At 48.9% G+C, this 19694-nt stretch carries 17 protein-coding genes; 1 reads left to right on the top strand and 16 read right to left on the bottom strand.

Annotation, left to right across the window (positions count from 1 at the left end):
• Positions 1 to 89 precede the first annotated feature (89 nt).
• From hslU to dprA, 4 genes are all read right to left on the bottom strand, one after another.
• Positions 90 to 1511, bottom strand: a complete 1422-nt coding sequence (hslU, locus tag I2B62_RS09630) for an ATP-dependent protease ATPase subunit HslU (protein ID WP_195268752.1) — start codon at positions 1509 to 1511, stop codon at positions 90 to 92.
• A gap of 16 nt (positions 1512 to 1527) precedes the next feature.
• Complete coding sequence (gene hslV, locus I2B62_RS09625; protein ID WP_195268751.1) at positions 1528 to 2061, bottom strand: ATP-dependent protease subunit HslV; 534 nt, start codon at positions 2059 to 2061, stop codon at positions 1528 to 1530.
• A gap of 121 nt (positions 2062 to 2182) precedes the next feature.
• Positions 2183 to 4261, bottom strand: a complete 2079-nt coding sequence (gene topA, locus I2B62_RS09620; protein ID WP_195268750.1) for a type I DNA topoisomerase — start codon at positions 4259 to 4261, stop codon at positions 2183 to 2185.
• A gap of 135 nt (positions 4262 to 4396) precedes the next feature.
• On the bottom strand, positions 4397 to 5503 hold the full coding sequence (dprA, locus tag I2B62_RS09615) for a DNA-processing protein DprA (RefSeq protein ID WP_195268749.1): 1107 nt from the start codon (positions 5501 to 5503) through the stop codon (positions 4397 to 4399).
• A gap of 205 nt (positions 5504 to 5708) precedes the next feature.
• Between dprA and I2B62_RS09610 the strand changes: the two genes are divergently transcribed.
• Positions 5709 to 7925, top strand: coding sequence for an EAL domain-containing protein (locus tag I2B62_RS09610; RefSeq protein ID WP_195268748.1), 2217 nt, complete (start codon positions 5709 to 5711; stop codon positions 7923 to 7925).
• Positions 7926 to 7965: 40 nt separating this feature from the next.
• Here I2B62_RS09610 and I2B62_RS09605 read toward each other — a convergent pair whose 3' ends face one another.
• From I2B62_RS09605 to I2B62_RS09550, 12 genes are all read right to left on the bottom strand, one after another.
• Complete coding sequence (locus I2B62_RS09605; protein WP_195268747.1) at positions 7966 to 9498, bottom strand: YifB family Mg chelatase-like AAA ATPase; 1533 nt, start codon at positions 9496 to 9498, stop codon at positions 7966 to 7968.
• Between the two features lie 5 nt (positions 9499 to 9503).
• Entirely contained in the window at positions 9504 to 10913 is a 1410-nt protein-coding gene (locus I2B62_RS09600) for an amidophosphoribosyltransferase (RefSeq protein WP_195268746.1), read from the bottom strand.
• 134 nt (positions 10914 to 11047) lie between these two features.
• A complete protein-coding gene (locus tag I2B62_RS09595) occupies positions 11048 to 13240 on the bottom strand; it encodes a bifunctional 4-hydroxy-3-methylbut-2-enyl diphosphate reductase/30S ribosomal protein S1 (protein WP_195268745.1) in 2193 nt (730 codons plus the stop codon).
• Between the two features lie 17 nt (positions 13241 to 13257).
• Entirely contained in the window at positions 13258 to 13833 is a 576-nt protein-coding gene (locus I2B62_RS09590) for a lysophospholipid acyltransferase family protein (protein WP_195268744.1), read from the bottom strand.
• The gene (gene cmk / locus I2B62_RS09585; RefSeq protein WP_195268743.1) at positions 13823 to 14482 is read right to left on the bottom strand and encodes a (d)CMP kinase; all 660 of its coding nucleotides are present in this window, start codon (positions 14480 to 14482) and stop codon (positions 13823 to 13825) included. Before cmk ends, I2B62_RS09590 begins: the two co-directional genes overlap by 11 nt.
• 10 nt (positions 14483 to 14492) lie before the next feature.
• Complete coding sequence (locus I2B62_RS09580; RefSeq protein ID WP_195268742.1) at positions 14493 to 15731, bottom strand: NAD(P)/FAD-dependent oxidoreductase; 1239 nt, start codon at positions 15729 to 15731, stop codon at positions 14493 to 14495.
• Between the two features lie 8 nt (positions 15732 to 15739).
• Positions 15740 to 16678, bottom strand: coding sequence for a MurR/RpiR family transcriptional regulator (locus I2B62_RS09575; protein ID WP_195268741.1), 939 nt, complete (start codon positions 16676 to 16678; stop codon positions 15740 to 15742).
• Positions 16675 to 17286, bottom strand: a complete 612-nt coding sequence (locus I2B62_RS09570; protein WP_207735984.1) for a class I SAM-dependent methyltransferase — start codon at positions 17284 to 17286, stop codon at positions 16675 to 16677. The genes I2B62_RS09575 and I2B62_RS09570 overlap by 4 nt, the downstream gene beginning before the upstream one ends.
• Positions 17240 to 17635 carry a hypothetical protein gene (locus I2B62_RS09565; protein ID WP_195268740.1) on the bottom strand — a complete coding sequence of 132 codons (396 nt, stop codon included), beginning with the start codon at positions 17633 to 17635 and terminating at the stop codon, positions 17240 to 17242. Before I2B62_RS09565 ends, I2B62_RS09570 begins: the two co-directional genes overlap by 47 nt.
• Positions 17628 to 18353 carry a pseudouridine synthase gene (locus I2B62_RS09560; protein ID WP_195268739.1) on the bottom strand — a complete coding sequence of 242 codons (726 nt, stop codon included), beginning with the start codon at positions 18351 to 18353 and terminating at the stop codon, positions 17628 to 17630. Before I2B62_RS09560 ends, I2B62_RS09565 begins: the two co-directional genes overlap by 8 nt.
• Positions 18350 to 18961 carry an SMC-Scp complex subunit ScpB gene (gene scpB / locus I2B62_RS09555; RefSeq protein ID WP_195268738.1) on the bottom strand — a complete coding sequence of 204 codons (612 nt, stop codon included), beginning with the start codon at positions 18959 to 18961 and terminating at the stop codon, positions 18350 to 18352. Before scpB ends, I2B62_RS09560 begins: the two co-directional genes overlap by 4 nt.
• A complete protein-coding gene (locus I2B62_RS09550; protein ID WP_195268737.1) occupies positions 18962 to 19693 on the bottom strand; it encodes a segregation/condensation protein A in 732 nt (243 codons plus the stop codon).
• Position 19694 lies beyond the last annotated feature (1 nt).

The following is a 19694-nucleotide window of genomic DNA, read 5'->3' as shown; positions in this document are numbered from 1 at the left end:
TGCCGTTCCTCGAAAAATGTGTGTAATAACAACATACTGCCCTATAATAACACAATTACAGGGCAGTGACAAGTATTTTTATTATTTTTTTAAAGTAAAAATCTGGAATAACTGCGTTCTCGCTCTGCCGGTTTAAAAACAGAGTTGACATATGCTTTGTTGACCACAAAGGTATCGGCATCGTAATCAGATGCGTAGAAGGAGACTTCCTCCAACAGCTTTTCAAGCACTGTGTGCAGACGTCTGGCGCCGATATTTTCCTGCTCCTCGTTCTGCGCAAACGCAATCTGTGCCAGTGTTTCGATGGCGTCGTCCTCAAAGACCAGGGTGACATCTTCGGTTTTTAAAAGCTCCTGATACTGGCGGATGGCTGAGTTTTCAGGCTGGGTAAGAATCTGCTTGAAATCCTCCTCTGTCAGGCTGTCCAGCTCAACGGTGATCGGGAAACGTCCCTGAAGCTCCGGAATCATATCTGATATCTTAGCCACATGAAAAGCACCCGCACCGATAAACAGAATAAAATCGGTTTTCACCGGACCGTATTTTGTGGTGATGGTGCTGCCCTCCACGATCGGCAGAATATCCCGCTGTACCCCTTCGCGCGAGACATCGGGGCCGTTGTTATTGCCATTTCCAATGATCTTATCAATTTCATCGATGAAAATAATCCCATTCTGCTCGGCTTCGCGCAGACCGATCTCCTTAACCTCGTCCATATCGATCATTTTCTGGGCTTCCTGGTTGGTAAAAATCTTACGGGCGTCCTTGACCTTGACGTGCCGTTTTTTCTTCTTGGAAGGCAGAAAATCGCCGAGAATGTCGTTGATGTTGATGTTCATATCATCATTCATCCCCGCCATGACGCCGATGGTTTTGGAGCCATCGTCCTCCACTTCGATTTCGATAACCTCATCTTCCAGCTTACCGTCGGCCAGATCCTGGGCAATGGCTTCACGCTTAATCTGAAGATTCTTTTCTCTTTCGGCTTTTTCGGCTTCTTTGGCCGGATCTGTTGTTTCAGGCTGGGCCGGCTGCTTGTTGCTTTTCATAAAAATATCGAAAGGGGTTTTGATGGTTTCTTTTTTCTTTTTCAGGGGCACTAGGATATCTAAGATCAGCTTATCCGCCCGCGCTTCGGCCTGCTCATAAACGGCCTTCATTTTTTCCTGCTGTACCTTGCGGATGGAGGTGGTCACCAGGTCGCGGACCATGGATTCCACATCACGCCCAACATATCCCACTTCCGTAAATTTAGTGGCCTCTACCTTAATAAAGGGCGCCGACACCAGCTTGGCGATCCGTCTGGCAATTTCGGTTTTACCGACACCGGTCGGCCCCATCATAATAATGTTCTTTGGCGTAAACTCGTCACGCATTTCCTCTGAAAGCAGACTCCTGCGGTAACGGTTTCTCAGCGCTACGGCCACCGCCTTTTTTGCCGGCTCCTGACCGATAATATAGCGGTTCAGCTCTTCGACAATTTTTTTAGGCGTTAAATCTTTCATTTCCATAAATTTTACCTCAAATTTATTCTAATTCTTCGACACGGATATTATCATTCGTGTAAACACAGATTTCAGACGCAATCTTAAGGGCTTCGTGCGCGATTTCCTTTGCGCTCAGATTTGAATGGCGTTTTAAAGCTCTGGCGGCTGACAGGGCGTAATTTCCTCCTGAACCAATGGCGGCAATGTCGTCGTCCGGCTCAATCACTTCTCCGCTGCCAGAAAGCACCAGCGTTTCTTTTTTATCCATTACAATTAACAGGGCCTCCAGCTTACGCAGCGCCTTATCCTGACGCCAGTCCTTAGCCAGCTCGACCGCGGCGCGCTGCAGATTGCCATTGTACTGTTCAATTTTGTGTTCAAAACGCTCACACAGTGTAAAGGCATCGGCCACGGATCCCGCAAAGCCGACCAGCACCTGGTCATTGTAAATCTTCCGGACTTTTTTGGCGGTTGCCTTCATGATGGTCGTTTCACCCATTGTCACCTGACCATCACCCGCAATGGCAACCTCGCCATTGTGTCTTACACCAACGATTGTTGTTGCATGAAACATTCTTTATTCCTCATTTCATTTTATATTTAATCTAAAGGGTCATTTTAGCAAGGAATGCTTAAATCTATATGTAAACGGGTGACCGCCCGAAACGGACGGCCACCAGCCTGAACCCTGTTTTCTATTGTTGATCCGGCGACTTTTCAAAACCGCATTTGGCACAGTAGGTTTTCTTTCGTTTGCCCAGACCTTTTTGGAACATGGTCTGCCCGCAGTCCGGACATTTCTCAGCCACCGGCATATCCCAGCTCATGTACTCGCATTTCGGATAGTTTGAGCAGGAATAGAAAGTCCGGCCTTTCTTGGAGGTACGCTTGACAAGGTCTCCCCCGCATTCCGGACAGATACCGCCGGTCTTTTCAAAATAAGGCTTGGTATTTTTACATTCCGGGAAGCCGGGACAGGCCAGAAATTTACCGTACTTCCCTTTTTTAATGACCATCCGGCGCCCGCAGAGCTCGCAGACCTCATCCGACTCAGGGTCGGCGATGGTTACCGCTGCCGCTGCCTCCTGGGCATGGTCCAGCTCTTTTTTAAACCCGCCGTAAAAGTCTTCCAGAAGCTTTACCCAATCCGTTTCGCCATCTGCTACCTTATCCAGCTTTTCTTCCATCTCCGCCGTAAAGGTCAGATTGACAATGTCCTCAAAATATTCCTTCATCAGGTGGGTAACCGTAACGCCCAGTTCAGTGGGCACAAAATGTTTTTCCACCACCTCGACATAATCACGGTTTTTAATGGTGGCAATGGTCGGCGCGTAGGTACTTGGCCGGCCAATCCCCTTTTCCTCAAGGATTTTTACCAGCGACGCTTCGGTATAGCGCGCCGGCGGCTTGGTAAACTTCTGTTCCTTGTTAATTTTTACAAGATTTAATTCTTCGTTGTCCTCAAATTCGGGCAGGCGGTTGGCTTCTTCCTTTTCAGCTGAGCTGGCTGTGCGGTAAACGGCTGTAAAGCCCTTAAATTTCATGATCTCACCCTTTGTTTTAAAGAGCAGATTCGCACAGGCTACATCCACATCGGTCACGTAATACTCAGCGTCGGCCATCTGGCTGGCGACCATCCGGTCCCAGATAAGCTTGTACAGCTTGTACTGGTCCTTTTCGAGTGAATCCCGCACTTCCTCCGGCAGGTTGAAAACTGATGAGGGGCGGATCCCTTCGTGGGCATCCTGCACATTTTTTTTCTTCACTGTTTTTTTAGCTGAGCTCTGCTGGTAATCCGGGCCGTAATTGGATTCAATGAAGTCCTTCGCCTCGGCGATGGCTTCATCCGCCAGACGTGTGGAGTCGGTACGGATATAGGAGATCAAGCCGACAAGTCCCTTGCCGGTTATCTCAACCCCTTCGTAAAGCTGCTGGGCAATCCGCATGGTACGCTGGGTCGTGAAGCCCAAAACCTTGTAGGCTTCCTGCTGCAGGGTACTGGTGGTAAAAGGCAGCGGGGGCTTCTGGTTGCGCACACGCTTTTTGACTCCGGCCACAGTGATGGGATTGTGCAGCACGATCTGTTCCAGACGCGCCGCTTCTTCGGCGTCCTTGATGGTTTTCTTCTTGCCATCCTCAGAATAGAAACGGGATAAAAAGACATTCTTATCCTTATCTTTTTTGAGTTCGAGATCAAGCCCCCAGTATTCTTCCGGGACAAACGCCGCGATCTCCTCCTCCCGGTCTACAATGATCCGGGTGACGACAGACTGTACGCGGCCTCCGCTCAGGCCCTTCTTTACCTTTTTCCATAAAAAGGGACTCAGGGAATAGCCGACGAGACGGTCCAGGATTCTTCTGGCCTGCTGTGAATCCACCAGGTCCATATCCACCGCGCGTTTATTTTCAATGGCGGCGTTAACCGCTCTTTTGGTAATCTCATGAAATTCAATCCGGCATTTGGTATCCAGATCAATCCCCAGAAAATTGGCAACATGCCATGAGATGGCCTCTCCCTCGCGGTCGGGGTCCGTTGCCAGCAGAATCGTGTCGGCCTTGTTGGCTTCTTTTTTAATTTTCTTCAGCAGCTCACCTTTTCCCCTGATTTTAATATAATCGGGTTTAAAATGATTTTCGATGTCGATCGCAATACGGCTTTTAGGCAGGTCGATAACGTGCCCCATGGTTGCCTGCACCTCATAGCCCTTAGGAAGATATTTTTTTATCGTCTTAGCTTTTGCGGGTGATTCAACAATGACGAGATTTTTTGCCATTGTATTCCTCCTTCTATATGTTTTACCGTTATAACTTGTTTTTTATTATGTATGATAAAAGTCAAACAAGCTTCATTATAACAAAGGAATCCTTATTTATCAAATTTTGACTACAGAAATCCATAAGGTTTCTCTCTAAAGAATATATACCTTTCCATATTCTACTTTAACACGGTCGTCAAGCTCCAGCATGGAAAGGGCCCCGTTGACGGCCTGAATCCCCATTCCAGACACTGACACCAGCTCGTCCACTGTCGTGTAGCCTTCGGCAATATAATTCAGTATTTTCTTTTGTTCCGGATCCTCCAGGCCCTCAGCGGCGTGCTCCAGACTAATGGGATTATGGAAGCGCTCCATGTCCTCTGGCAGCTTGTCCACGTAATCCTCCAGCACATCCTCTGGTCCTGTCACCACCTTTGCGCCCTCTTTAATAAGCTGATTACTGCCAGCGCTCTGATAGCGTGTAATATCGCCCGGTACAGCGTAGACATTTTTTCCCTGCTCCAAAGCAAAGTCGGCCGTTATCAGGGCGCCGCTCTTTTCCCGGGCCTCAACCACCAGCAGGCCGTCGCTCAGACCGCTGATAATCCGGTTTCTTCTTGGAAAATGAAATTTCAGAGGCTGCTCATCCATAAAAAATTCTGTTAAGATCAACCCGCTGCGGACAATTTTTTTATACAGTGCCTTATGCTTTTCAGGATAACAGACGTTGATGCCGGTCCCCATGACCGCAATGGTAGAGCCCACGCGCTCGCAGCTGCCCAGGTGGCTTTCTCCGTCTACCCCCTCTGCCAGGCCGCTGACGATGGTGATCCCCATATCCGAAAAGGTTTCGGCCAGCTTACGCGTCTGTTTAAGGCCTGCCGGCGAAGCTTTTCGGGAGCCTACAATCCCCAGGTACATGGGCCGGTCCAGCAGATCAAGCCTTCCCTTTGCAAACAGGCCGACTGGCGGATCGTAAATATTTTTAAGCCTCACTGGGTAGAGGCTGTCTTGGACCGTAATCAGATCAATTCCATGGCGTGCCATAAAGCCCTTGGCTTTTGTGGCCAGGTAAAGGTGCTGCTGGCTGCGGATGTATTTACAGTCCTTTTCCTTAACAGCGCCAGAGGCCATCAGGCTGTGCTCATCGGCGTTATAGATATTTTCGGGTGTCCCAAAAAAATCCAGCAGTCTCCGCTTGCGCTGGTTGCCAAGCTCGGTCAGCGACATCAGCCATATCCAGAACAAATCCTTTTCCATATCAATTCCCCTTTTAAAAAATATGATACTTTATCATAACACATATTTTCACATTAATGTTGTATATTTTTAACTTTCTTCACAAAACATCACCTTTTTCACATCTATTTCTTTTTATTTCATTGTTTTCTTTTTGCCGCATTGTTTCTTTAACACCCGTTGCTATGGTATAATATAAGCAATATCGATAGAAAAGAGATCCTACATGAATGACCGTGGGTTAAAATCAAAATTATGGCGGCCGATTCTCGCTGCCTTGCTGCTTATATTGATGATCGTCATCATCGCTTATGTTTACACCTCCTATCTGGACCGCTTTTTGGAGTCAGAGACTCAGACGACGTTAAAGGAGCTGTCCGAGCAGTCTGCCACCGCCATACAAAACCGGCTGAGAGGGGACTTTAACACACTGGAGGCCATTGCCACCTACATTGGCAGTGACGCGCCGGATAATATTCTGGCGGCGCTTCCTGTTTTGGAGCAGGAAAACAATCATAACGCGTTTAAACGCATGGGTATCATTACCCCCGACGGCGTTGCCCATACGACTGATGGTTATGATGAGGATTTTTCCGACCGGGATTATTTTTATGAAGCCCTGGCCGGCGAAACCGTTGTTTCCGGTATTCTGACAGACAAATTCGGCGGAGAGCCCATTACGGTGTACGCTGCCCCGATCCGCTCCGGCGACGATGTGATCGGCGTTCTTTTCGCGACCAATGCCATCAGCCATTACAGCGATGTCCTTTCGGTCACAAGCTTTGACGGCAGGGGCTATTCCTATATTATCAACGACAGCGGAGACATCATCATACGTTCCAGTCATCCTGAAAGCAACCAGAATATCCAGAGTATCACAACGCTCAGCTACAAAAACACCGCAATGCGCAGCCAGGTACTGGAGGCGCTGCAGTCCCGCAAAACCTGTGTTGCAGAATACACGCATAATGGTGAGCCCTACTACTTCAGCATTGCTCCGGTGGACACGAACAACTGGAATGTATTGATTGTGGCGCCCAAAAGCGTCGTCTCAGAAAAATCCAGCCAGATTATTCAATCCACCCTTTTGACCTGGGCCGTTATTCTGTTTTTCTTTGCCGCCCTGATCGTGTATATCGAAATCCACCAGAGAAAGAGCCGCCGAGAATTGCAGCGCATGGCCTACACCGACACCATTACTGGCTTTTCCAATTTTAACAAGTTCATTGTGGACAGTGAACGCTGGCTAAACGGTAAGGAGCACCTGCAATACGCAATTGTCAGCTTCGACATTGACAAATTCAAGGCAATAAATGACCTCTATGGCTTCAAAAGCGGTAACCAGCTGCTGGCCGCCATGTCGGAGATCCTCAACCGCCATTTAACGGACCGGGAAACCTTTTGCCGCGTCGCCTCAGATGATTTTGCCCTTTTGCTCCGTTACAATACCCCCGAGGCCTTAACCGGACGGCTGAGGATTCTGAGAGAGCAGCTGGCCTGTCAGGAGCTTGACATTCCTTTTACCCTGTCCTTTGGCGTTTATCTGGTTCAGGAGGATCACCTGAGTGTCAACCACATGTATGACCGTGCAGATATGGCCCGCAAGTCCATTAAAGACGCCAACGGCAACGGCATCGCCTTTTTTGACACCGTCATGCGCAATCAGATTCTCCGGGAAAGAAAAATTGAAAACCAGATGGAGACCGCGCTGGAGACAGGGCAGTTCAAAGTCTACCTGCAGCCAAAGTATTCCCTTGAAACCCTGCAGCCTGTTGGCGCCGAGGCACTGGTCCGCTGGCTTCATCCGGAAAAAGGACTCATACCGCCGGCTGAGTTTATCCCCCTGTTTGAAAAGAACAACTTTGTCATAAAGCTGGATTTCTTTATGTTTGAATCCATCTGTAAACAACAGCGCAGCTGGATGGATCAGGGCTTGAGACCGCTTTTGATATCCGTCAATTTCTCCCGAAAGCATCTGAGCCATTCGGATTTTGCAGAGCGGCTCATGGCCATCGTGGAAAAATACGGGGTGCCGCCCGACTGTCTGGAGCTCGAGGTAACCGAGAGCGCTGTCTTTGACAATATCGGCATGCTGGCCTCTGTTTTCAAGGCCCTGAATGATTTTGGATTTAAAATCTCGATCGATGATTTCGGAACAGGCTATTCCTCATTAAACCTGCTGAGGGAGCTGCCTGTGGATGTCTTGAAAATGGACAGGGAATTTTTCAACGAGACAACCCTGTCACGCCGCGGAGAAAAGGTGGTGGAAAGCGTTATTCAAATGGCCCACTCGCTGGATATCAAGGTGGTGGCCGAGGGCGTGGAAACGCAGGAACAGATCGACTTCCTGAAAAAAATCGGCTGTGATATTATTCAGGGGTATTATTTCGCGAGGCCCATGCCCATCGAAGCATTTGCACATTTAGTTTACAGACAGCAATAAAAAAAGGTGAGCGGCCCGTGATTCCGGGTTCTCACCTTTTTTATTCCTCAGGAGTAAAGCTTCGGTACTGCACGGCCTCCGATAAATGGGCTGTGCGGATATCAGCTGTGCCCTCCAGGTCTGCAATGGTCCTTGCCAGCTTGAGAATACGGTGGTATCCTCTGGCGCTGAGGTTCATTTTTTTATATATTTTTTCCATCAGCAGCTTTTCACGGGCCCCCAGCCCGCAGTACCTCTCGAGATGCCTCGGTGACAGCTGCGCATTGAAATAAAGCCCTTTTTCCTGCGCATAGCGTGTGTTCTGCAGAGCCCGCGCTGCATTTACCCGGGCCCTGACAGCCGCTGAGCACTCACCCTTCGGCGCCGTCTCAAGGGCGTCAAAATCCATGGCGGGGACCTCGATTTTTATATCAATTCTGTCCAGCAGAGGTCCGGATATCTTTCCGGCATAGCGGTGTCTCTCGCTGGCACTGCATCGGCACTCGTGGGTTGGATCGCCGTAATAGCCGCAGGGGCAGGGATTCATGCTGGCCACCAGCATAAAGGACGCCGGGTAGGTTAATGAGGCGTTAACCCTTGAAATGGTCACCTGCTGGTCTTCAATGGGCTGTCTCAAAACCTCCAGCGCGCTCTTTTTAAACTCTGGCAATTCATCCAGAAACAACACGCCAAGATGTGCCAGTGAGACCTCTCCCGGCTTGGGAATCCGGCCTCCGCCAATCAGTGAAATATTGGAGATGGTGTGGTGGGGCGACCGAAAGGGCCTTTCCGTCATCACCTGCGCGTCACGCAAAAGGCCCGCCACCGAATAAATCTTTGTGACCTCCAGCACCTCTTCCACAGTCATGTCTGGCAGAATTGACGGGAAAGCCTTTGCCATCATGGATTTCCCCGCGCCTGGCGGGCCGCTCAGCAAAAGGTTGTGCGCGCCGGCGGCGGCAATTTCAAAGGCACGCTTGGCGGGCTCCTGTCCCCTTATCTCTGAAAAATCTGTCTCGCAGCTGTGCGTGTGCGCCCTTTTGAACAAAGCGTCACTATCGACCTCACAGGGTACTTTAGGGCATTCGCCTGACAGGTGCGCTGCCGCCTCAGTGATACTATCCACAGGAAGAATATCAATTCCCTCCACAACCGCTGCCTCATACCGGTTGGCCGAAGGAATCATGATCCTTCTGAAGCCGTGGTCTCTGGCTGCCAGAACCATGGGCAGAATACCGTTGACAGGCTTGACCGCTCCGCTCAGAGAGAGCTCTCCCAAAATAACATAGCTTTCTATGTCAAGGGGCTCCAGCTGCTCCGAAGCCATCAGCAACCCCAGAGCGATGGGCAGATCGTAGGCCGGGCCTTCCTTTTTCAGGTCTGCCGGCGCCAGATTGATGGTGATCTTCTTCATAGGGTAGCTGTAACCGCTGTTTTTCAGGGCTGAGTATACCCGCTCCTTTGACTCTCTCACACCCGTATCCGGAAGGCCTACCAGCACATAGGAGGGCAGGCCGTTTAATACGTCAATCTCCACTGTAACAATCTGGCCTTCAATCCCCAGAAGGCTGCAGCTGTGAATCTGGGAAAGCATGCCGGCTATTCCTTACCGTTCCAGCAGTAGGTACAAACCCTGCAGGGATCAATCCCGATCGACTCGATCATGTCCTCCAGCTCATGGTACTTGAGCGATGTAAATTTAAGGCGCTTGCAGATCGTGTCGACCATTTCTTTATGATTCTGGGAGTTCTGATCCGCGTAGTCGGCCACAACGTTCACGTCGTTGTCGCCCTCGCGTTCATGGATGATACGGCGGGTGATCAGATCATATTCCGAAGTCGAGCGTGAGAAGTTCAGGTACTTGCAGCCATACATAATCGGCGGACAGGCTGAGCGGACGTGTACCTCCTTCGCACCGTTTTTAAACAGGTGGCTGGCCGTATCACTCATCTGTGTTCCACGGACAATGGAGTCGTCAATAAATAACAGCTTTTTATCCTTAATCAAGGCGTCAACAGAGATGAGCTTCATCTTGGCAATGAGGTGCCGCATGCTCTGAGTCGGCGGCATAAAGCTTCTTGGCCAGGTGGGCGTATACTTGATCAGCGGCCGCGAGAAAGGAATGGCCGACTCGTTGGCATAACCGATGGCGTGCGCAATCCCGGAGTCCGGAACCCCGGCCACCGAGTCGACCGGTACATCCACGTCCCGTTTTGCCAGTGCCTCGCCGCAGCGGTAACGCATTGCTTCCACGTTCACCCCTTCATAGGTAGAGGTTGGATAACCGTAATAGGTCCACAGGAAGGCACAGATTTTCATCTCCTTGCCCGCCGGCGATACGGTTTCGTAACCATCCGCTGTGATATAAACTATTTCATTTGGCCCCAGCTCATAAGCGTCGCTGTAGCCCAGATTCTGATAGGCAAAGGATTCAAAAGAGGCGCAGTAGCCGTCATCCTTTTTGCCGATGATTAAGGGGGTTCTCCCCAGGCGGTCTCTGGACGCATAGATGCCGTCCTTTGTCATGATCAGCATGGTTAAGGAGCCGTCCACTATCTCCTGGGCGGCTTTAATGCCATCCAGAAGGTTGTCTCTGCCGGCAATGATGGATGCGACCAGCTCGGTGGCGTTTACCTTTCCACTGCTCATTTCCATAAAATGGGCGCGGTGCTTGGACAATACCCGTTCCACGATGTCATCGGCATTGTTGATCCGGCAGACAGTAGTCAGTACAAAATTACCGTAATGGGCGCGGACAATCAGCGGCTGTGGATCGCTGTCGCTGATACAGCCAATGCCGATCTCGCCTCTCATTTCCTGTACGTCACGCTCAAATTTTGTACGGAAGGGTGAATTCTCGATATTGTGAATCGCCCGGTCAAAGCCATTTTCCTTGTCATAGACAGCCATGCCCCCTCTACGTGTTCCTAAGTGTGAATGATAATCTGTTCCAAAGAACAAATCCGCTACACAGTCTTTTTTAGATACAACTCCAAAAATTCCTCCCAAAGTCTTTCTCCTCCACTTTATTCATGTTATCAAAAAATTCCATAGTACTATTATATACTAAGGCCCTGTTAATAAAAAGCCCTAACCAGAAAAAAACCTCTCCGGTATTCCGGAGAGGCTTATGTTCTTATTGCTTATTGATCGTCGTCCTCGTCATCGAAAGACAGACCTTCAAAAAGATTACCAAAAGCATCACCTAAGGTTACATTAGCTGATTCTTCGTAAACAGTTTTATTCTTATTCTGTTGTGGTCTTCTTCTTGGAGCGTCAGATCTTGGTGCAGAGGATCTTTCATAAGAAGAATCTGATTTTTTCTGTCTTGCAGGTCTTTCAGGTGCTTCTAAGGTTGCTTTGATACTCAGGCTGATTTTTTCTTTTTCCATGTTGATGCCAATGATTTTAACCTTGACAACATCGCCTGGTTTCAGAACGGCTGCAACGGATTCTACACGATCATAGCTGATTTCAGAAACGTGGATTAAGCCTTCAACGCCTGGCAGAATTTCAGCGAAAGCACCGAAATCCAGTACGTTTGTGATCTTAACTTCTACTTCGTCATCTACTTTGTAGTTTTTAACGAATTCTTCCCATGGTCTTTCCTTAAGCGCCTTTACGCTCAGCTTGATCTTTTTGTCTTCGTCGTTTTTGGAAATAACCTTCGCTTCGATTTCCTGACCCTTTTCTACCAGGTCTTTTGGTTCGTTCGCTCTTTCCCAGGTTAAATCAGAACGGTGTACAAAGCCATCGATTCCGTTTAAGTCTACGAAAATACCAAAGTTGGTGATGGTTTTAACGGTACCGCCCACGATATCGCCGACTTCAAGCTCGTCAAAACGTTTTTCTTTGGCTTCTCTTAAGGCTGCCTGTTTTTCTTTGATTTCTTTTTCAAGGATAACCTTCTGTGATAAGATGGCTCTTCTTCTCTTTGCGTTGTAGTCAATAATGATCCCTTTAACGTCTTCGCCGATTAAAGATTCAAGATCCTTGACATAACGCACATGATACTGGGATGCTGGCATGAAGATATCTGTAAATCCGATATCAACAATGAGACCGCTGCCAGATACGCCTTTTACTTTGCCTTCTAAAACAGTTTTATTTTCAAAAGCTTCTGCTAACTGACGCTGAACTCTCTGATTGTCATATTTGATCTTAGACAATTTAACGCTGCCAGAACCGTCATTCAAGTCGGTCACAATCGCATTGACTTTATCGCCAAGCTTGACAAGGTCTGCCAGTTCTTCATCATGTTTCCATGTGAAGTCATTCTTTTTAATGACTGCATCTGCCTTATATCCAATATTCAAAATAACTTCATCATTGTCAATGTGAATTACTTCACCTTCTACTGGGGCACCCTTTCTGATTGGTTTGAGGGATTCTTCAATTTCAGCTGCAAAATCGAAATTAGCATCTGCAATTTCGTTTGCTGTCTGCGCTTTGACAGCTTCTGTTTCCTGAACCACCTCTTGAGTTTGTTCTTGTTCCAATTTGTTTTCTTCCATACTTTCCGTTACCTCCTTAACGATCCAATCCGGTGTTGATGCGCCCGCTGTGATTCCGATGGTTTGATACTTCTTAATCTCATTAGGGTCTAATTCTCCGGCTGTTTCTATATGACAAGTGTTTTTGCAATAGGTCTTACAGATATCTAATAATTTTTGGGTATTGGAACTATGATATCCGCCTATTACGATCATATATTCTACTACTTTTGCAGTTTCTGCCGCAGCCGCTTGTCTTTCAGCCGTTGCACTGCAAATAGTATTAAATATAACAATTTCATCCGCTTTCGACTTCAGGGCTTCGGTAATTTTATTAAAATTCGCCTCAATGATCGTCGTCTGCGCCACTACACATATTTTATCATATTTTTCTAAATTTTCTACACTTTTTATGTCGTTTATGACAATTGCTTCGTTATTGCACCATCCCGTAGCTCCGATGACCTCCGGGTGATCCCGATTGCCGACAATGACAATCTGGTAGCCTTTTTCGTAGTAATCCTCGACCTTTTTCTGCATGGCCCTTACAAAGGGACAGGTCGCGTTGACAATTTCAAGGCCTTTCGCCTCAGCTGCCTCAATGACATCCTTCCCCACACCGTGAGAGCGAATGATGACGCAGCCCTGGTCTATTTCATCGATGGTCTCCGCCTTGACAACCCCTCTGTCAATCAGCCGGTCCATTTCCTGACGGTTATGGGATATATCCCCCAGGGTATAGATTGGCTGATCCTGATGGTCTGCCAGAGTATCCTCGACCATTTTCATGGCGTTTTCAATTCCAAAGCAGTAGCCTGCCTTATCGGCAATGATAATCTGCATAGTCTATCTCCATTATTTTATTGTAAATCATAGACAATGTCCATAATTTTTTCACTTATTTTTGACATTTCTTCAGGTTTCACTTTTTTTCCATAATATTCGTTTAATTCAATGGGTTTTCCAAATTTTATGTTTATTTTACCTCTAAATTTGTATTCACCCTCAATGTGTACCGGCAGGATGGGAGACTTGGTTTTCAGGGCAAATACCACAAAACCCTCCATTGGTTTCCTGCGTTCGCCGTTTTTTACACGGGTTCCCTCCGGGAAAATGCCCAGAATCTCACCGTTTTTGAGAACTCTTAAGGATTCCTTTAGTGTTTCCAGTGAAACCTTCCCCCGGTCAACAGGAATGGTGCCTAAGGCCAGCATCACCTTTTTAAAAACAAAATTTTTATAGAGCTCGGCCTTGGCCATAAAATGTACCTGCCGCTTCATATGCGTGGCCACAGCCAGAGGGTCATAATTGCTGATATGATTGGGACAAAGGACAAAACCGCCAGTCTCCGGAATGTTCTCCTCACCCTCTGCTTGGATGTTATACAAAATGAGATTTAAAAGCTTGATCAGGGCTCTGCCGAATCTATAAAACATGGGCCATTCCTCCCCGGATATTTTCTAGGATTACCTGACAGACCTCGTCAATGCTTTTGCCGGTGGTGTCGACCACAACAGCGTCCTCGGTACAGACTAATGGCCCCTCGTCGCGGTGGCTGTCGTTATAGTCCCGCACCGCAATGCTTTCGCGGATACTGTCAAAATCCTGTTCGATTCCCCTGGCCTGCTGCTCGATGGCCCGCCGTCTGGCGCGCTCGTCAATGCTGGCATCCAGATAAAACTTATAGTCTGCCTCCGGGAGCACCACCGACCCGATATCTCTGCCGTCCATGATCACCGAATGACTGCCTGCGATGCTCTGCTGCTGTTCGACCAGCAGTCTGCGGACCTCGCCGATACAGGCCACATCCGAGGTATGCCTGCTGACAATGGGCAGTCGAATCTCTTCTGTTACCCTTTCGCCGCTTAAATAAACATCCTCGCCCTTAAAATCAATGGTGTTCCTTCTGGTAAAATCCGCGATGGCCTTCTGATCCGAAAAATCCATTTTGTTTTTCCAGACACCGTAGGTAATGGCCCGGTACATCGCGCCGGTATCTAAATAAAGAATACCCAATTCCTTTGCAATTATTTTCGCAATGGTACTTTTTCCTGCCCCGGCAGGGCCGTCAATTGCAATCTGCATAAAGCTCTCCTTAACCTTCTTCCGATAAACCTGCCAGCCACCCGGTGCTGGCGGCAATCTGTATGTTAAACCCGCCTGTGAGGGCGTCGACGTCGATCATTTCGCCGGCAAAATAAAGCCCACGGACAAGTTTTGATTCCATTGTACTGGGGTCGATCTCCCGGACATCCACACCACCCGAAGTGATGATGGCGGTATTGATATCCTGAAGGGATGTCACGTGAAGGGTCAGCCCCTTAAAAAGCTCCGCCAGGTGTCTGCGTTCCTCCCGCGTGACCTGGTTGACCTTTTTATCCTCTGGAATACCTGAACATTTTACCATAACCGGAATCATTTTTGAAGGTAATAAATCCACTAAGCTGTTAATAAAATGCTTGTTATGATATTTTTCAAAGTCACGCTGCAGCCGGGCATCCATCTGTTCCATGCTGAGAGCAGGCTTCAGATCAATGGTCAGGGTATAATCCTCACAGGGCGGCTTCATAAAGGCGCTCATGGTAAGTACCAGCGGACCGGAGACACCAAAATGCGTAAAGAGCATCTCACCTGCCTCATACCGGACCTTCTTTTTACCCTTTTTCATGGTCAGGCCCACATTGCGCAGTGAAAGGCCCTGCAGCTCCGGCACCCAGGCCTCCTGAATATTGACGCCCACCAGCGACGGCCTCAGGGGAGTCACCCGGTGGCCAAGCTCTCTGGCCATTTTAAAGCCCGAACCATCCGAGCCGGTTGAGAGATAGCTTCTTCCGCCAGTGGCCAGAATGATCCGGTCATAATTTTCGACCCTTCCATTTTCCAGCCGGATACCGGTAACTCTTTTTCCGTCGCTGTCTTCTCCGGTCTCAATGGCTGCGATGCGGTGGTTCAGATAAACCTGCGCCCCCTCACGCTCCAGAATTTTTCTGAAGGTTTTGATAATGTCGCTGGACTTGTCACTTTTTGGAAAGACCCGCTCTCCCCGTTCAACCTTGAGGGGACAGCCGTTTTCTTCCATCATTTCCATAAACGCATCATTGGTAAAGGTGTAAAGGGCTGAATAAAGAAAATTCTTATTGGTGACAATGCTGTCAAAAAATTCGCTGATATCGCAGTGGTTGGTCAGGTTACACCGGCCCTTTCCGGTAATGTAAAGCTTTTTGCCCAGTTTTTCATTCTGGTCATAAAGATCCACCTGCTGGCCTGAGCGCAGTGCGGCAATGGCCGCGGTCATCCCGGCGGGGCCGCCGCCGATAATGGCTGTTTTTTTCATACTCTCTCCTATAGATCCTTGACGAACTCGTCGCCGGTATAAATATAATGCTCTTTCCAGATTTCCTCGAGCTCGTTAAAGGTCTGTTTTGTCTCTTTGATATTTTTAAAGCCCACTGCCACGACCAGTGCGTTAATCAGACTTAAGGGCGCCACCAGAGAATCCACAAAGGAATAGACATTGCTCTTCGCAATCAGCTTGTAGTCTGCAAACTCATTGATGGGAGCGTGCTCGCTGTCCGATATGGTGATGATCCTGGGCCCCCGGTTCTTAAGAAATTGTATCGCTTCATAGGTTTTCTGGGCGTAGCGCGGAAAGCTCATGGCAATGACCACGTCGCCCTCGCCGATTTTGATCAAATGCTCATACACGTCGGTTACACCGTGGTTGATCACCCGGACATCATCTAAGATCAGGTTCAGATAGTAGCCCAGGTGCTCGGTGAGCAGACTGGTCGTTCTAAAGCCGATAATGACCACCTTGCCCGCACCGCGGATCAGGTCCACGCACTCTTTGAGCGCATCATAGTCAAAGGCTTCAAGGGTGCCGTTAATGCTCTTGATGTCGCTTTTGAGCACCGCGGCCACAGAGCGCTGCATCAGCTTCTCTTTTTCTTCGTCACCCAGGGTCATATTGATACGCTCGATGGTCGTTAATTTGCTGTTTATTTCATTTTTAAGCGCCTTTCTGAACTCCGGGTAACCCTCATAGCCCAAAGAGAGCGCAAAGCGCACCACCGTCGCTTCGCTGACTTTTACATGCTGCGCCACCTTGATGGCAGACATGTCGGGAGCCTTCTCATAATTCTTCATCACAAAGGCCGCAATTTTTTTATGGCTTTTGCTCAGGTCCTTGTAGCGCTCTTTAATCTCTGCAAAAATATCCCTTAGTTCCGGTTTGCTATCATGTTTCGTATCCGATTGGTTCATTTCCGTTATCTGCCTCATTTTGTCTTTTCCACCATAATTAGATAGGGCGGATTATTTTTGTTGATTGTTTCAAGCTTATGTACATTAAAGCCTGTTCCCAGCTGTGCGCACCATTTTTCTGCTGCCCTGCTCTCGTCAAGGCCCGCGGGGTGCCGGTACAGGCAGAGTGTGAGCAGGCCCTTTGGCGCCAGCAGCGTCACACTGCTTTCAAGGGCTGCCAGTGTGGTATCTGTCTTTGTATATACGGCTTTGTCTCCATGAGGCAGATACCCTAAATTAAACATAATCCCCATAATTTTAGAATCCTGCCGGAGCTCCGGGAGACACTTCATTTCCTCATGGCCCCTGTGAAAAAGCAGGACACGGTCCCTTAAGCCCTCAGCCGACAGGCGCTGTTCTGTTTCTTCCAGAGCTTCCTTCTGGATATCGAAGGCATAGACCTTCCCAGATGCGCCGACACTCCGGGCCAGCAGACAGGTATCCGCGCCGGTTCCGGCCGTCGCGTCGATGGCCGAATCCCCTTCCCGTAAATGCCCGGCCATCATGGCCCCTGCCAGCAAGGTCACTCTCCTGAAATCATTAATCGACGGCACCGGCACACCCCGGGCATGGCTTAAAAAACTCATTGACATAAGCGTCATGGCCGATGTAGTCGCCGCAGTCCCTGAACTGGTGACCCGCAAAGTAGGACTTCAGTCCATCCGGCACATTGTAAACCCGGCAGGCTTCACAGCCCAGCTCGGCTGCCTGGAACAGGGTCGTGCGGATCAGGCCATCCAGTACTGCCATGGGCACCTCCGGCTCAACCTTTATAATATCGTAAAGCTCTGCCGTCTCCCCTTTTACCATAAAACGGGCCACGGCAAGAAGTACATCGCCATCCATGGCCGTCATATAAAGGCTCCGCTTGTGCTCTGGCGCCTTAAAATACGGGGCGACCACCTCAAAGCTTTTAGGAATCACAATCTTAATCATCTTTTTCTCCCCTCAGATAACGTATTTCTTCCTCTGTAAGATAACGCCATTCACCAGCCTTCAATCCCTTTAAGGTGATGCTGCCAATGGCGACCCGCTTGAGGTGAATGACCGGATGGTGAATGGCCGCGCACATTTTGCGAATCTGCCGTTTTCTTCCCTCGTGAATGGTCATTTGAAGCAGGGCTGTGCTTCTGTAGGTCTTTAAAACCTGCACAGAGGCAGGCGCAGTGGTGTGCAGGGTGTGGTCGTCTTCTTCGATCTCAACCCCCTCGGCAAAACGCCTCAGCTCATCCGCAGCGGGGATGCCCTTTACAAGCCCCTCATAAACCTTATCAAACTCATGGCTGGGATGGGTCAGACGGAAGGTCAGGTCGCCATCATTGGTTAAAATCAGCAGGCCCTCCGTATCCTTATCCAGCCGTCCCACCGTAAACAGCCGCTCCCTGACAGGCAGCAGGTCCATGACGGTCTGATCCGCATGGCGGTCTGCCGAGGTGGATACCACGCCCTTGGGCTTATTCAGCAGCACATAAATTTTCTGATCCTCGGCAATGGCTTTGCCGTTTACCGTAACCGTATCAACGCCTGGGTTTACCTGAAAACCAGGGGTCAGCACGGTCTCACCGTTGACACACACTCTGCCGGCGGCAATGAGCTCCTCTGATTTACGCCTTGAGGCAACGCCGCACTGGGCCATATATTTCTGTAATCTCAATTCATTTCCTCAACTGTGTTAATTTCCATATTTTCTGCCGTAGAAGCGGCGATCTCAAATTTCTGCTGTTCACCCTCGGCAAACTGTTTAAAGTCCGGCAAATCCTCGATACGCTTCAATTGGACGGTCTTTAAGAAGGCGGGTGTTGTTTTATAGAGAATCGGGCGGCCCGGCGCCTCCATCCGGCCCGCCTCCTTGATCAGTCCCCGGTCAAGGAGACGCTGAACCGAGCTGTTGGAGCTGACCCCTCTCAGGTTGTCAATGTCAATACGGGTGATCGGCTGGCGGTAGGCGATAATGGAAAGGGTCTCCAGAGCCGCCTTGGACAGGCCTGAAGCCTCCTGCTGCCCCAGCACCTGCTTAATAAAATCGTAATGCTCGGGCTTTGTGGACAGCTGCCAGGTTTTGTTCACCTGTACCAGACGCAGGCCCCTTTCCACGCCGCCGTAGTCCTTTTCCAGCTCTGACATAAGCTCCTGAATGGTGTTCCCATCCAGCTCCATCGCCTTTTCAAGCTCACGCAGCGCGACGGGCTCGCCGGCGGCAAACAGAATGCCCTCGATGATTCCCTTTAAACGCTTTTTATTGCTTTTTGAAAGTTCCTGCATTTATTCCTCTGTCCTCTGTCTGATGATAATTTCCTGAAATACACGGTTCTGAAAAAGCCGTATGTTGTTAATTTTATACATTTCCAAAAGCGCCAGAAAGGTGACCACAACCTCACCCCGGCTCACTTTTTTTCTGAACAGCTCTGAAAAATGAAGCTCGCCGGAACGATTGAGCTCAAACTGGCCCTCGATGTATTCTATTTTTTCCTCCACAGTAAAAACTTCCCTTACAATCTCCTGAGAAAAGTCCTTGAACTCAATCTCATCGTTGTATAGGGAAAATATATTGGAGTATGCCTTAAAAATATCCTCAGGGTTGATCTCAACCTCCGCGTCCTGGTTCATAACCGGTATGTATTCCGGGTCCTTGTAGACCGCGTGAAGCTCGGTGCACTCACGTTCTTCCAGATAGGTGCTGATATTTTTAAAGATTTTGTACTCAATGAGCTGGCGCACCAGTTTTTCTTTCAGGTCTTCCTCGTCCTCTTCCTCATCCTTTGCTCTTGGCAGAAGCATTCTGGACTTGATTTCCAAAAGCTTGGAGGCCATGACCACAAACTCACTGGCAACCTCCATATCGAGCTCACGCCACTTCTCGATATGGGCCAGATACTGGTTGGTGATCTCCGCGATGGGAATATCGTAAATATCAATTTTGTTTTTTTGAATTAAATGAATGAGAAGGTCCAGAGGACCTTCAAATTTCTCTAAGCTGACTTCATAACTATTCATT

This window comes from Eubacterium sp. 1001713B170207_170306_E7, assembly GCF_015547515.1.
In the GTDB taxonomy this organism is placed as follows: Bacteria; Bacillota; Clostridia; order Eubacteriales; family Eubacteriaceae; genus Eubacterium.
This window is presented reverse-complemented; position numbering and strand designations above follow the sequence as displayed.